Here is a 14,140-nt window from a genome sequence, read left to right as displayed (position 1 = left end):
CATGTTGAAGCCTTTGATATTCACTAAATAGCTGCGCGGAATAGTAGATCACTTAAAGGGAACTCAGCCCGGATTGTGCGATCTGATCAATCGCCAAATATCCCACATCACCAACCGGACTGAGCGATGCCGATCATAGCACCCATACCCCGTATCGAACGACGCCTGATGCAGAAAACCATCCATAAAACGCGTGACAAGAACCATGCCCGCAGACTGACCGCCATGCTGATGTTACACCGGGGAGACCGTGTCAGCGATGTCGCCAGAACACTCTGCTGTGCCCGTTCATCTGTCGGTCGCTGGATTAACTGGTTTACGCTGTCGGGTGTTGAAGGTCTGAAGTCCTTGCCCGCAGGGCGCTCTCGCCGCTGGCCTTATGAGCATATCTGCGCACTGTTACGTGAACTGGTAAAACGCACTCCCGGTGATTTTGGCTATCAGCGTTCACGCTGGAGTACCGAACTGTTGGCAATAAAAATCAATGAGATAACCGGATGTCAGTTGCATGCCGGAACCGTTCGTCGCTGGCTGCCCTCTGCCGGGCTTGTGTGGCGCAGGGCGGCCCCGACCCTGCACATCCGTGACCCACATAAAGAGGAGAAGATGGCGGCAATCCATAAGGCACTGGAAAAATGCAGCGCAGAGCATCCGGTCTTTTATGAAGATGAAGTGGATATCCACCTCAATCCCAAAATCGGGGCAGACTGGCAACTTCGTGGGCAACAAAAGCGCGTGGTAACACCGGGACAGAATGAAAAATACTACCTGGCCGGGGCGCTGCACAGCGGTACCGGAAAAGTCAGCTACGTTGGGGGCAACAGCAAGAGTTCGGTGCTGTTCATCGCCCTGCTGAAACACCTGAAAGCCACATACCTACGGGCAAAAACCGTCACGCTTATCGTGGATAACTACATCATTCACAAAAGCCAGGAAACGCAGCGCTGGCTGAAAGAGAACCCGAAGTTCAGCGTAATTTACCAGCCGGTTTACTCGCCGTGGGTGAACCACGTAGAGCGACTGTGGCAGGCGCTTCACGACACAATAACGCGCAATCATCAGTGTCGTTCAATGTGGCAACTACTGAGAAAAGTTCGTCATTTTATGGAAACCGCCAGCCCGTTCCCCGGAAGAAAGCATGGTCTGGCAAAAGTGTAGCGGTATTAGACGCAGCTATTTAGTTGTTGAGTTCGTGACGAGCTGCTTCTGCCAGAAAATGACTACGGTCACGATAGGTGTCGTTACCTTTAACGGCATTATCGATGCGTTTAATCAGTGTGTCTGGCAGTGAAATGTTGATGCGCTGCGGTTTACCCTCGAACTCTGACAAATCAACATCGATCATGACCCAGCTGTCGAAGTCTTTATATTCAGGGTCAGCGGCATAAACCATATAGCCCGCATCTTTGATGCTATCTGGCGAGGCCTTGCCTTCCTGGACCAAATCCTCAACCACCATCATGATGGCCTCTTTCACCATTGGCGCGATCTGGTCCTGAGTATCAGCGGCGGAGAAGCAGCCGTAATCGTAAGCTGAAAACGCAGGAACAATCATACCGTAGGCGGTGTTTTCATCTTTCGGCGTCTCGACGCCCACTGAAAAGAACATAGCAACCTCCAAAGGTGGCGGGGATTAGATCCCCGCCGTTTTCTTGATGGATTTGATGGTGCCGATCGGAAGGTTGCCTTTGGGGTGTGGGACCGGAAAAGTCTTCCCGGTTATCGGCGACCACCATATCTGGTGACTGCCTTTCCCTTGCCTCTTCAGCTCGCATCCGGCGGCTATCAATTCCTTTATCAGGTCAGTCGATTTCATTTTTCCTCCTGGCCTGAAACTAATTATACACACGAATACACACGCGACAAGGTTCTGTGTGTATTCGTGTGTGCAATAATAAATATTGGACTGAAATTATGGAAGTCACAATTAATGGGATTCCGTATGTCCCTGCACGTGGTCCATCCGGCAGGATCGGCATCGCCATTTCAACCCACAACCGCGCGAAGGTCTTGAAAAGCACGCTTGAGCAGCATTTGAAATATCTGCCCACCGGTGCGCTGGTGGTGGTTATCGATGATGGTTCAAAACAAGCGGCAACCGTTCTGGATGGCGTGCAGCTGATACGTCATGAGCAGTCGCTGGGCATTGTGGCAACGAAGAACGCCAGCCTGAAGGCGTTGATGGATGCCGGTTGTGAACATCTCTTTCTATGGGACGATGACGCGTGGCCAGTGACCAATGACTGGCACAAGCCGTACATTGAATCTCCTGAACCCCATCTGGCCTATCAGTTTCTCGACCTGGCCGGGCCAAAAAAGCTCAAAGATTTAACCGTACTGTACCGGGATGAGCGGCATGTTGCTTACACCGGTCAGCGCGGCGTCATGCTGTATTACCACCGCAGTGTGATTGAGAAGGTGGGCGGCTTTGACCCGATTTACGGTCGGGGCATGTATGAACACGGCGATTTAGCATTACGTATTCACAATGCCGGGCTGACGACGTGGGCCTTTGCCGACGTCACCGGCTCTGAGAGCCTGATTTACTCCCTTGATGAACACGAAGCGATTGAGCGCTCCGTACCTCAGCCCGATCGTATTCAGCTGGTAAAGCGCAACGCGGGGATTTACAACGGCCGACGTGAATCGGGTTACACCGGATTTGCTGATTACCGGCCACGAAAGAATCTGGTGCTGACCACGCTGCTGACCAGCCGTCCGGACCCGCAGCGGGGTATCAGAATGAAAGCTGATGCTTCGTTGCTGACGTCCTGGGCGGGTTCGGTTCGCGGTGCGGATGCAGTTGTACTGGCTGACGAGCTGAAACAAGCCCCGACCGGCGCTCAGCTGGTGGGCGTGCCGGACGTTGCGATGAATGTCTATTTTCGGCGCTGGCTCCATATCTGGCACTTCCTGCGCGACCATCCCGAATATACCCACGTCTGGTGTACTGACGGCACAGACGTTGAAATGCTCCACCAGCCGTGGCAGGTGATGGAGTCGGGCAGAGTGTATGTCGGTTCAGAGCCGACGCTTTACGCCGATGAGTGGGCACGCAAGTCGCACCCGGAAAAACAGTATCAGGAGTTCATCGCGGCACATGGCCACGAGGTCATGCTGAACGCTGGCCTGCTGGGCGGCAGCCGTGAGGATGTAATGGCTTTTGCCCACGGCATCGTCCGGCTGTATTACCGCATCGAGAGCTACCGCTTCTGGGCGATGGAGCACAACGCCGCAGCCGTCGGTGACATGCTCGCCTTCGGCATCGTGGCAAAGTCATTCGGTGACCGCGTGGTCACCGGGCCGCAGGTACACACGGTGTTTAAGTCCAACGGCATTGGTAAGGAGCTGGCATGGTGGCTTCACAAGTAAAGTTCGTTGTGGTGGGCCACCATGCCAGGCGCGAACAGGCAGAAGCGCTGGCATGGCGACTTAACGCCCATCTACTGCTGGATGATGACAGTCACGGAGCGAACTGGAATCACCGCAGGGCGATGGCCTGGGCAGCTGAGCAGAATGAACGTGTGGTTGTGCTCGAGGATGACGCGCTGCCGGTGGACGGGTTCGAACAACTGGTCGTTCCCTGGCTTGAGCGCTTCCCTGATTCGCTGGTGAGCTTTTATCTCGGTACCGGGCGCCCGCCGCAGTACCAGCCTAAGGTCGCAGAAAAACTTATCGCGGCTGACAAAATCCATGGCGATTACATCACGCTACCGCGCCTGATTCATGGCGTGTGTTACAGCGTGCCGCCAGCTCACCTTCCTAAAGTACTGAAGCAGTGGGAGAGCTACAAGGCGGCTGACTATGCGGTCGGTGACGCCTGGGGCGGCATGGTGGTCTATCCCTGCTGGTCGCTGGTTGACCATCAGGACGGCCTGTCGGTCGAGCGACCCTGGAACAACGCTCTGCTGCGAGAGAGGCGGCAGGCCTGGCGCCTGCACAGGGGCGCAATGGCGATCCCCACATGAATTTTCAAAGGTACTCCCGGCGGGGGGGAACATCCACGGGGGCGCTAACTCGCGGGAAAAGAGAGTTTTTTGGTTTTTGTTTCACCATCACCACCACCTCAACTTATTAATATTTCACATTAAAAAAATCGGCAGTGTCGAATCTGCATGTTTTTTGTTCATCACTGGAGCAGGCAATGGACAATGAATTGAAGGGGCTGAAACTGAATGTCAGTCAGCTTGCAGCGTTGTCGGGTGTGCATCGCCAGACCGTGGCCGCTCGCCTGAAAAATGTCAGTACCTCCGGGGGGCATGAAAGCAACCTGAAGCTCTATGGCATCACGGATATCCTGGCGGAGTTGATGAAAATGCCCGCGCCTATCGCCGAGGGTGAAATGGAGCCTCAGGATCGTAAGGCGTGGTATCAGTCGGAACGTGAACGACTCAAATTTGAGCAGGAAGTGGGCGAGCTTATTCCTGCCTCAGAAGTCGCTCGCGAATTTGCCAGTATGGCGAAGGCGATGGTTCAGGTGCTGGAAACCTTGCCCGATATCCTGGAGCGCGATTGTGGTCTGACACCGGATACGGTCTCGCGTGTACAGGCCATCATCGACGACCTGCGTGATGAAATTGCCCGGCGAGTTACCAGCGATGAGAAGGCAGAGGAGGAAATTCCGGAGGAGGGATGATGGCGGTAGTATCGACAGCCAACACGCTGAAAAAGGATACAGGACAGCTATTGCAGGCTCCGCGCAGGATGCCGGTGGCAGAGGCCGTAGAAAAATTTATGCGGGTGCCGACCTCCGGGGGAAACTCGGTGCCATGGGACCCACTTGTCGCACCGTACGTTATTGAGCCCATGAACTGCCTTGCCTCACGCAAATATGATGCAGTGGTGTTTGTCGGCCCGGCCCGAACGGGGAAAACCAACGGCCTTATCGATGGCTGGATTGTCTATAACGTTGTCTGCGACCCGTCAGATATGTTGCTGGTCCAGATGACAAAAGATAAGGCCCAGGAGCATTCAAAGAAACGTCTCGCCCGAACCTTCCGCTGTAGTCCTGAAGTCAAAAAATGCCTGAGTCCGCGCAATAACGATAACAACGTACATGACAAATATTTCCTGTCTGGTGCCTTCCTGAAAATCGGCTGGCCCTCAGTGAATGTCATGTCATCGTCAGATTTTAAATGCGTCGCCCTGACGGATTATGACCGATTCCCGGAAGACATTGACGGTGAGGGCGATGGCTATTCGCTCGCATCCAAACGAACAACAACGTTCATGTCGTCGGGCATGACGCTGGTGGAGACCTCGCCTGGGCGCGATATAACTGATGTGAAGTGGCGGCGCAGAACACCGCATGAAGCGCCACCGGCGACGGGCGCAATGTCGTTGTATAACCGCGGCGATCGTCGTCGCTGGTACTGGCCATGCCCACATTGTGGTGAGCATTTTCAACCAAACGGTGACGCTGTGGCGGGATACCGGGGCATCGAGGATCCGGTGCAGGCGAGCGAGTCCGCATATATCGAGTGCCCGCACTGTGCCGGGAAAATCACGGCAGACCAAAAACGTGCGCTTAACAGCCGCGGTATCTGGCTGCGCGACGGCGAGACCATCAGCAAAGAGGGTGTTCGCGGTGGAGACCCCCGGCGCTCCCGCATTGCATCATTCTGGATGGAAGGCCCCGCAGCGGCTTACCAGACGCTGACGCAGCTGGTCTACAAACTGCTGACGGCGGAGCAGGACTATGAAACCACCGGCAGTGAGGAAACCCTGAAAGCGGTGATCAACACCGACTGGGGGCAGCCGTATCTGCCGCGTTCGGCAATGGACCAGCGCCGGGGTGATGAGCTGATGGCGCGCGCCGAGGTGATGAAGAAACGTTTTGTTCCTCCTGAGGTGCGGTTTCTGGTGGCGGCGGTGGATGTCCAGGGCGGCAAAAAGCGTCGTTTTGTGGTGCAGATCGTCGGCTATGGCCAGCACGGTGAGCGCTGGGTGATTGACCGCTACAACATCAAAACCTCCGTCCGTTGTGATGTACACGGAGAAGCGATGCCCGTCGATCCGGGTGGCTACATCGAGGACTGGGATCTACTGGTGACCGATGTGCTCAACAAAGAGTACCGGCTGATGAGCGACCCGACCCGCACCATGCCCGTAATGTGCATGGCCGTGGACAGCGGTGGTGAAGATGGTGTCACGGACAACGCCTACAAATTCTGGCGTCAGTGCAAGCGGGATGGCCTTCGTAAAAGAGTCTATCTGTTCAAAGGCGACAGCACGTCGCGCGGGAAAATCATCACCCGCTCTTATCCGGATAACACCAACCGCTCGGACCGTAAGGCCAGCGCGCGCGGCGATGTGCCGCTGTATTTCCTCCAGACCGACCAGCTCAAAGACCGGGTCCATAATGCACTTCGGCGCGATACGCCAGGGCCGAACTTTATCCATTTCCCTGACTGGCTCGGAGAGTGGTTTTACGACGAGCTCACTTACGAGGAACGCGATCCTAATGGCAAGTGGCGCAAGCCGGGAAAGGGGGCGAACGAAGCCCTGGACCTGATGTGTTACTGCCATGCGCTGGTGCTACTGCGCGGCTATGAACGCATCAAGGACTGGAGCAATCCACCTGCCTGGGCGAAACCTCAGCTGTTGAACAAAGCGGTCAATACCAGCGCCGGGCAAAGTGATACGCCAGCGAACAGTGCTGGCGAAGAACAACCTCCGGCAAGAACACCACGTTCGACGCCACCACCTATCAAGAAGAAAGCCAGAACATTCGGAAGCTGACATGCGTATCACTGAAATAAAACTCATGCGGGACAGGGCGGAGAAAGCCTACATCGACGCGCTCGGGGCCAAAAGCCTGAGCATGAATGGGCGCAACCTGACCCGGCAAGATGTAAGCGAACTGAAAAAGGCGTTCGATTACTGGGACCGCCGGTACCGTAATGCCCGGTCGAAAGGCAAGGGTAAACCCTTCTCACTGGTCAATTTCACGGGGCGTTAATGGGACTCTATACAAAATTTCTGGGTGTGATTGCACCACAGCGTGCGCTCCGGAGGATGGCTGCTCAGGACCAGATTAAGGCTTATGAAGCGGCCCGGCCTTCACGAACGCATGCAGCCAAAAAGGAAAGGAACAGCGCCAACACCGCCGTTTTTGCTGCTGGCGTGTCGTTGCGAGAACAGGCGCGGTGGCTCGATGATAACCACGACCTGGCATCCGGCATGCTCGATAAGCTGGAAGAGCGGGTAGTCGGTGCGCGCGGGATCCAGATTGAACCGCATCCCCTGAACACGCAGGGTGAAGTGCACGAAGACTTCGCCGCCCAGCTTTCTGCGGCCTGGGATAAGTGGGCACTGTCACCAGAGGTTACCGGGATGTTCAGCCTGGCGGAAGCGCAGCGCCTGATGCTGCGTAGTGCGCTGCGCGACGGCGAAGTGTTCACGCAACTGGTACGCGGCCCGGTCAAAGGCATTGAGTACACCACGCCGGTGCAGTTCGCCTTTGAAATGCTGGAAGCCGACTTTGTACCGATGAATCTTTCAGGTACAGGCAACGGGCTGACGACCGTTCAGGGCATCAATATCAATGCGTGGAGCCGTCCGATGTCTTACCACGTTTATCTGGCGCATCCGCAGAGCGGTCTGGGGACCACGCGAACCAAAGTTATTGGTAAAGAAAGCATGCTCCATCTGGCGATGCGTAAGCGTCTGCACCAGCTGCGTGGCGTCACTATCTTCGCCAATGTCATCCAGCGCCTGGGCGATTTGAAGGATTACGAAGATTCAGAGCGCGTGGCCGCGCGTATTGCGGCGATGCTGGGCTTCTGGATCAAGCGTGGTGACAGCTCGGTATTCGAAGAGGGCGGCGACTGGGAAAGTCCGGAGAACAAATACCGCAACTTCGATATGTCGGCGGGCATGATTTATGACGATCTGGCCCCCGGCGAAGAGCTGGAGATGCTGGAGTCTAACCGGCCCAACTCCAACATGGCGGAGTTCCGCAACGGGCAGTTACGCGCCGCCGCCGCTGGCACCCGCACCGGCTATTCCTCAATCTCGCGTGACTACAACGGAACGTATTCCTCACAGCGTCAGGAGCTGGTGGAAAGTTTCGAAGGCTATGCCGTGTTGCAGGACTGGTTTGTCTCCCGGAGCGTCCGGCCTATGTACCGCGAATGGCTGCGCATGTATCTGATCAGCGGCATCAAGATCCCCTCAGATCTGGACCTTTCCACGCTCTACAACGCGACCTACATGGCACCGGTCATGCCGTGGATTGATCCGGTGAAAGAGGGCGAAGCCTGGAAAACACAGATTCGTGGCGGGGCGGCAACGGAAGCGGAATGGGTAAGGGCGCGCGGCGGCAGCCCACGAAATACCAAACTGCAGCGCCAGCGCGAAGTGAAATTCAACCAACAGCACGGGCTGGTATTTGATACCGATCCGGCAAACGACAAAGGAACGACAACCAATGAGCAAACAGCAGGTGCTGGTGGGACTCACGGCCAGCGGTCAGGTAAAGGCGATGGATAATCGCTGGTATGAGATTCAGGCGGCTGCCAACGGTTCAGCCGGTGAAATCCATCTTTACGATCAGATAGGTGGCTGGGGAATTTCAGCCAGTCGATTTTTACGGGAGGTCAGCGAAGCTGGCCTTTTTAATGCCTCGCAGGTGGAGATTCGTATTCATTCACCCGGCGGCAGCGTGCTGGACGGATTCGCTATCTACAACACGCTCAAGCGTCTGACCGGGACCGTCAATATTCACATTGATGGCCTGGCGGCATCCATGGCCTCGGTGATTGCCATGCTCCCGGGGGCCACGGTTCATATTCCCTCCAACGCTTTCATGATGGTCCACAACCCGTATGGCGGGCTGGTGGGTGATGCCAGTGATCTGCGTGATTACGCCGATCTGCTCGATAAAAACTCTGCGGTGATGATTGATGCCTACACGCAGAAAACCGGGTTGTCCCGCGAGGACGTCGAATCCCTGATGAGTAATGAAACCTGGATGACCGGCGCGGAAGCGGTGGATAAAGGTTTTGCTGATGTGCTGCTGCCTGAAATGCAGATGGCGGCATGTATTAACGAAAATGTAACGAAGGAGTTTTCTAAAATGCCAAAGGCAGCCCAGCAGTTTTTTTCCCCTCACGCCAACGCAAACCAGCCGCAAGTACCGCAGCCAGTGGCGACCCATCAGGCACCTGAGCAGCCTGCTCAACCCGCTGTTGATGTGACGGCGCTGGCCGTACAGATGGAGCAGATCCGCCTGAAGAATGAAACCGAACGCCGCGCAGCAGTGTCTGGCGTATTTACCGCATTCGCGAACCATCCCGGCGTGACTGAATTGCAGGCATCCTGTCTGACCGATCAGTTCTGCGATGCTGCTACTGCGCAGCAAAAACTGCTGGCGAAGCTGGCGGACGGAACCACGCCGGGTGCGAATGGTTTTGTTCATGTTCACGCGGGTAACGGCAACATCATCGGTGATTCCGTGCGAAACGTGGTGATGGTGCGTGCCGGTTTCGGTGAACGCCAGACCGATAACCAGTTTAATGGCATGAGTCTGATGGAGCTGGCGCGCGCCTCTCTGACCGGTCGCAGTATCGGCGTGTCGGGGATGGATCGCATGGGCATTGTGGGCATGGCCTTCACCCACAGCAGCAGCGACTTTGCCCACATTCTGATGGATGCGGCCAGCAAGTCAGCCCTGCTCGGCTGGGATGAAGCGGAAGAAACCTTCGATAAGTGGACTCGTTCGGGCGAACTGCCAGATTTTAAACCGGGCAACCGTGTCGGTCTGGAAGCATTTCCGAGTCTGCGCCAGGTGCGACCAGGGGCTGAGTACAAATACGCCACGCTGAACGATTCTGGCGCGGTTATTCGCCTGGCCACTTACGGCGAGCTGTTCAGCATTGACCGCCAGGCCATAATCAATGATGACATGTCCTTCATTACCCGCATCCCTTCCTCGATGGGGCGCGCGGCAAAAGCGACAGTAGGTGACCTGGTCTACGCGACCCTGACGGAGAACGCCGACTTTAACGGTGAGCCGTTGTTCAGCGACGATCGCAACAACTACATTTCCGGCGAAATGAATATTAATAACCTGGCATCTGCCCGCTCGATGATGAAGCGCCAGAAATCCGGCGACCGTACGCTGAACATTTCCCCGGCGTACCTGCTGGTGCCAACCCTTCAGGAAGCCTATGCCGATCAGATTATTCATTCGACCTCGGTGCCGGGTGAAGCTTACAACTCTGGCATTAAAAACCCGGTCCTTAACATGGCGGAAATCATTGCCGAACCTCGCCTTGATGAGGCCGATGAACATTCCTGGTACCTGGCAGCACGTAAAGGCGCGGACACCATCGAAGTGGCGTATCTGGACGGCAATGCAGCGCCAACCGTTGAAAGCACCTCCGGCTTTACCGTCGATGGCGTCACCATGAAGGTGCGCATCGATGCCGGTGTGGCACCAATGGATTATCGCGGCATGCTCAAAGCAACCGGCGCAGCATCCTGATCCCTTTCCCCTGAGAACCCAGGCACCTCATTGCAGGTGCCTTTTGTATTAAGAGAGAACGTAATGGCTAAAAATTATATTGAAGACGGTCAGACGATGGACTGGACCAACAGTACCGGCGCGGATGTGGCATCCGGAGACCCCGTGTCTGTTGGGGCTATGCTGGGTGTCGCGCATGCGGATATCGCTGACGGTGAAGACGGCGTGCTGCATATGACCGGCGTGATTGCGCTGGCGAAGGATGAAGCCGAATCCTGGTCTGCCGGTGAAAAGCTGTATTTCGATGCGGAAAGCGGCAACGTGAGCGTCACAGAAAGTGATGTGGTGGCCGGTACCGCCTGGGCGGATGCCGAAACGGGTGACAGCGACGCGCCGGTGCGCCTGGGCTACTGATGAGTGACTTCAACGCGCTGATGGCAGCGGCGGATGATGTTCTGATCACCACCTTTAATGTCGACGGCTGCGTTGAGTTGTGGCCGGGTGAAGCCCGTTCGCAGACGATAAAAGGGGTGTTTGATAACCCCTTTTTACTGACAGGCATGCCTGACGGTGGGCAGATGCAGGGCAGTGACCCGTCTTTCACCGCTCACGACCGGGATATCGTCGGCCTCCAGAAAAAGGACCCGGTGCTCATCATCAAGACGATGTGGTACGTGAAATCGCTGCAGCCGGATGGATCCGGTGTCACCCAGGTATTTTTATCGAAATACCAGAAATCAGGACTCGATACCCCAGGAGCACGGTTATGAGTGGGTTTTATATCGATACCGGCGCGCTGAAAACTGTAAAAGCTGCGCTGGGTGCCAGTGAATCCCAGATGGTTGCCGCCTTCCACAAGGCGCTGAAGCAAACCGTCAGCAAACTCTATAAACAATCCGTCGCACTGATGCTGAATGAAACAGGGGCCAAAAACCGGAATGTGGTGCAGCGCCGAATTCGGCAGAGCACAAAGCGAGTTTCCGGTAATCAGCCCGGTACCGGGAAGGTGTGGTTCGGTCTGAATGATATGCCCGTCAGCACGCTGAAAGGGAGCATTAAGCAACCACGAAAGCTTCGGCGCCAGCGTGATGAGAAAGGCCGGTTTATTACGGCAAAAGGCTCTCGTGGCGCCACCTTCACACCAAAGTCGCCTCGCCTCAGTGCCACCAATTTCATGAACTCCTTTGGGGCCACGGTGCGGGGTAAACGATCCATCTGGATACGACAGGCGAACGGTCATGTAGCAGAAGCCCGGATGGCAGTTTACAACCCTATGATTGCCAGCATTGAGAGCGGATATTTCGATAATGCCAGCGAGATGCTAATGGAATATTTCACCAAAGACCTGCGCGGCAGGGTGGCGGGTAACGTATGAACGGCGTTGAATGGCTGGATGATTATCAGGATGCCGTCGTGGCGGAACTGGCGAAAATTCCCTGGGCAGTGACGACCGGTGTTTATCCTGATATTGGCAGTGACTTCCCGACGCCCGCAGTCTTTTTTGACGTGGCCCGCTGGGAGCGAGCAGAGCGTGAAATTGGCGGCAATGTCACGCTGGCGCTGACCTGTCATTTCTATATCCTGCGCCATTTTGTGGCCGCCGAGGGAGAGGATGAAGCACTCCGGGGCAGCACGGAGACACGCGTTCGTAACGCCGCGCTCAAAATGTCTGACTGGATAGAAGGGCGGCAGTTTGGCACCGGCACAGCACCTGCGGTAATGGAATCGGCCGAGCCCATGACCTGGGAAAATTCAGAAGGCGGGGCTGACCATGCCATCTGGAGTGTTTCCTTTACCCAACTGCTGGCCGTCGGGCGTGACCCGTTTGAAGAGCCGGATATGCCGGTGTTCAAAGAGTTCTGGCTGGGTGTGTTCCCGGATGTGGGCGCTGGCCATAAGGATGACTACACCCTGCTGGCAAAATCGGAGGAGAGCTGATGGCGGTTTATCGCGGCTGCTCGCTGTTCCTGAACAGCGTCCGGCTCTCTGACAGCGTGGCCTACACCCCGCCGGAAATCAGCGTTGACGTGGCCCGGTATAAAGCCGGTGCGATGCCAGTGCCAGTCGGGGTGCCGCGCGGTATTAAACCCATGACCGCGCACTACAAAATCGCGGGTATGGACCCGACCGCGTTTCTGTTTCTGGGACTCACTGCGGGCGCGCGGGCGCGTCTGACCGTGCGGCGGGTCTACCGGGTGGGTGAAAGCGTGGTGTTCCTTCATGACGAGCTCGAGGGTTTTATTGATTCCATCCGCACAGACGAGCACGGCAGCGACAGCAAGCTGAACGTCGGGCAGGAAATGTCGATGACGGTGAATTACTACCGCGTATCGGTGGATGGCGCTCAGTCGTTGCTTGAAATCAACGCCGCGCTGGGAACGACCAAAATCATGGGCGTGGATCCGCAGCGTATTTCAGGTGCTATTTCGGGAATACTGACATGATTATTGACCCGCTCGCGATCCTCGAGTCGCAATACAGCCAGCAATTCGAAACCCTCAGCACGCCGCTGCCGCCACTGCTGATGTGGGGCGATTTTATCTTCCAGCTCTCCACGCTGGCCTACAATAAACTGACCATCAGCGACGCCTGGACCTGGGCTGCCCAGGGCCGAATCGGTCGACAGGACCGGCTGCAGTACACCGGCAAGAAGACCCCGACGATGCGCTTTGACTGCGAACTGTATGCAGACTTTGTGGACATGACCGGGCTTTCTGATGTGCTGGCGTCGACCGGCAGCTGGCAGGCCGGACAAAGCGATCCGGTCGAATGGCTGCGCCGCCAGGCCAACAGCAAAACACCCATGATGCTGGTCACTGGCTCCGGTCTGGTGATGGGGTTCTGGGTCATGACGCAGCTGGAGCAGGCCGTCGATGAGTTTCGCGGCGCCGGGGAATTTCGCCACCAGAACGTCACCCTATCACTGCAGTACTTTGGTAAGAGCCTGAGCGGGGTGGACGATGATGCCCCGGCTGAGGTGCCCGCCCCGACGGCGGCGACGTCAGACCAGGCTGTCAGCGAAATGAATGCCTTTTTAAGTGAGCACGGTAATGGCTGATTATACCCTTGCGAACGTTTACCAGCGTCTGATGAAAATCCTGCGTTACGGCAATATTCACAGCGTGCAGGCGGACCCGCCGCGCTGCCGGGTGACGTTTGGCACCGACCCGGTATCCGGCAGTGAACACGTCAGCGACTGGCTGAACTGGTCCGCGCGTTCTGACTCAGAAGTGAATGACTGGAGCATGCCCGCGGTCGGGGCGGCGGTGATGGTCCTGAGCCCTGGCGGGGAGACGGACGGTGGCCTGGTCTTTCCAGCGGGGTTTTCCAACGACCGGCCGCCACCGGCGACGGTATCCGGTCAGCACGTCACGCAATACAGCGACGGCGCCACGGTGATGTACGACACCCAGGCGCACGCCATGGCTGTCACGCTGCCGGACGGCGGGAAAGTGACGGTGACGGCTACGGGTGGACTCAGGCTCGTGGGCGACACTGAAATTGACGGCAATCTGGATGTCACCGGTGATGTCAAAGACAAGACCGGCTCAATGCAGGCGATGCGGGATACTCACAATCTCCACGAACATAACGAGAACGGGGATGGGGGCGGCACGACCAGCCCACCTAACCAAACAATGCAGTCCGAAGAGCCCGACCAGTGAGTCGGGT

General features: G+C 56.5%; 17 protein-coding genes. 15 read left to right on the top strand and 2 right to left on the bottom strand.

Annotated features, from left to right (window positions below; translation table 11 throughout):
- The first annotated feature begins 126 nt into the window (after positions 1–126).
- Positions 127–1,158 carry an IS630 family transposase gene (locus A8O29_RS13235; protein WP_125355697.1) on the top strand — a complete coding sequence of 344 codons (1,032 nt, stop codon included), beginning with the start codon at positions 127–129 and terminating at the stop codon, positions 1,156–1,158.
- A gap of 19 nt (positions 1,159–1,177) precedes the next feature.
- Here the strand turns inward: A8O29_RS13235 and A8O29_RS13230 are convergent, their stop codons facing one another.
- Both A8O29_RS13230 and A8O29_RS13225 read right to left on the bottom strand, forming a co-directional pair.
- Positions 1,178–1,609, bottom strand: coding sequence for a type II toxin-antitoxin system HicB family antitoxin (locus A8O29_RS13230; protein ID WP_174081342.1), 432 nt, complete (start codon positions 1,607–1,609; stop codon positions 1,178–1,180).
- Between the two features lie 24 nt (positions 1,610–1,633).
- Positions 1,634–1,816: a type II toxin-antitoxin system HicA family toxin gene (locus A8O29_RS13225; protein WP_047043763.1), complete on the bottom strand. Its 183-nt coding sequence runs from the start codon at positions 1,814–1,816 to the stop codon at positions 1,634–1,636.
- 98 nt (positions 1,817–1,914) lie between these two features.
- On the opposite strand from A8O29_RS13225, the gene A8O29_RS13220 reads away from it, so the two are divergent.
- The 14 genes from A8O29_RS13220 (at position 1,915) to A8O29_RS13155 (ending at position 14,133) form a co-directional block, all read left to right on the top strand.
- Positions 1,915–3,372 (top strand): glycosyltransferase family 2 protein, encoded by a 1,458-nt coding sequence (locus A8O29_RS13220; RefSeq protein ID WP_174081341.1) that lies wholly within the window; start codon positions 1,915–1,917, stop codon positions 3,370–3,372.
- Positions 3,354–3,968 carry a hypothetical protein gene (locus A8O29_RS13215; RefSeq protein ID WP_174081340.1) on the top strand — a complete coding sequence of 205 codons (615 nt, stop codon included), beginning with the start codon at positions 3,354–3,356 and terminating at the stop codon, positions 3,966–3,968. Before A8O29_RS13220 ends, A8O29_RS13215 begins: the two co-directional genes overlap by 19 nt.
- Positions 3,969–4,144: 176 nt before the next feature.
- A complete protein-coding gene (locus A8O29_RS13210; protein ID WP_174081339.1) occupies positions 4,145–4,636 on the top strand; it encodes a DUF1441 family protein in 492 nt (163 codons plus the stop codon).
- Entirely contained in the window at positions 4,636–6,741 is a 2,106-nt protein-coding gene (locus A8O29_RS13205) for a phage terminase large subunit family protein (protein ID WP_174081433.1), read from the top strand. Before A8O29_RS13210 ends, A8O29_RS13205 begins: the two co-directional genes overlap by 1 nt.
- 1 nt (position 6,742) lies before the next feature.
- A complete protein-coding gene (locus A8O29_RS13200) occupies positions 6,743–6,961 on the top strand; it encodes a hypothetical protein (protein WP_125351749.1) in 219 nt (72 codons plus the stop codon).
- A complete protein-coding gene (locus tag A8O29_RS13195; RefSeq protein ID WP_125351748.1) occupies positions 6,961–8,493 on the top strand; it encodes a phage portal protein in 1,533 nt (510 codons plus the stop codon). The genes A8O29_RS13200 and A8O29_RS13195 overlap by 1 nt, the downstream gene beginning before the upstream one ends.
- Entirely contained in the window at positions 8,432–10,489 is a 2,058-nt protein-coding gene (locus A8O29_RS13190; protein WP_246316612.1) for a ClpP-like prohead protease/major capsid protein fusion protein, read from the top strand. The genes A8O29_RS13195 and A8O29_RS13190 overlap by 62 nt, the downstream gene beginning before the upstream one ends.
- 63 nt (positions 10,490–10,552) lie before the next feature.
- Complete coding sequence (locus tag A8O29_RS13185; protein WP_125351747.1) at positions 10,553–10,882, top strand: DUF2190 family protein; 330 nt, start codon at positions 10,553–10,555, stop codon at positions 10,880–10,882.
- On the top strand, positions 10,882–11,238 hold the full coding sequence (locus tag A8O29_RS13180; protein ID WP_174081338.1) for a head-tail joining protein: 357 nt from the start codon (positions 10,882–10,884) through the stop codon (positions 11,236–11,238). The genes A8O29_RS13185 and A8O29_RS13180 overlap by 1 nt, the downstream gene beginning before the upstream one ends.
- Entirely contained in the window at positions 11,235–11,843 is a 609-nt protein-coding gene (locus A8O29_RS13175) for a hypothetical protein (protein ID WP_125351745.1), read from the top strand. The genes A8O29_RS13180 and A8O29_RS13175 overlap by 4 nt, the downstream gene beginning before the upstream one ends.
- Positions 11,840–12,406 carry a hypothetical protein gene (locus tag A8O29_RS13170; protein WP_174081337.1) on the top strand — a complete coding sequence of 189 codons (567 nt, stop codon included), beginning with the start codon at positions 11,840–11,842 and terminating at the stop codon, positions 12,404–12,406. The genes A8O29_RS13175 and A8O29_RS13170 overlap by 4 nt, the downstream gene beginning before the upstream one ends.
- Positions 12,406–12,912, top strand: coding sequence for a phage major tail tube protein (locus A8O29_RS13165; protein WP_174081336.1), 507 nt, complete (start codon positions 12,406–12,408; stop codon positions 12,910–12,912). Before A8O29_RS13170 ends, A8O29_RS13165 begins: the two co-directional genes overlap by 1 nt.
- Positions 12,909–13,526 carry a phage tail protein gene (locus A8O29_RS13160; protein WP_174081335.1) on the top strand — a complete coding sequence of 206 codons (618 nt, stop codon included), beginning with the start codon at positions 12,909–12,911 and terminating at the stop codon, positions 13,524–13,526. Before A8O29_RS13165 ends, A8O29_RS13160 begins: the two co-directional genes overlap by 4 nt.
- The gene (locus A8O29_RS13155) at positions 13,519–14,133 is read left to right on the top strand and encodes a phage baseplate assembly protein V (RefSeq protein WP_159465397.1); all 615 of its coding nucleotides are present in this window, start codon (positions 13,519–13,521) and stop codon (positions 14,131–14,133) included. The genes A8O29_RS13160 and A8O29_RS13155 overlap by 8 nt, the downstream gene beginning before the upstream one ends.
- Positions 14,134–14,140 lie beyond the last annotated feature (7 nt).

Origin of the sequence: Scandinavium goeteborgense, from assembly GCF_003935895.2 — a bacterium.
GTDB lineage: Bacteria > Pseudomonadota > Gammaproteobacteria > Enterobacterales > Enterobacteriaceae > Scandinavium > Scandinavium goeteborgense.
Note: the sequence above shows the minus strand (reverse complement) of the source record. Positions and strands in the feature narration are given on the sequence as shown.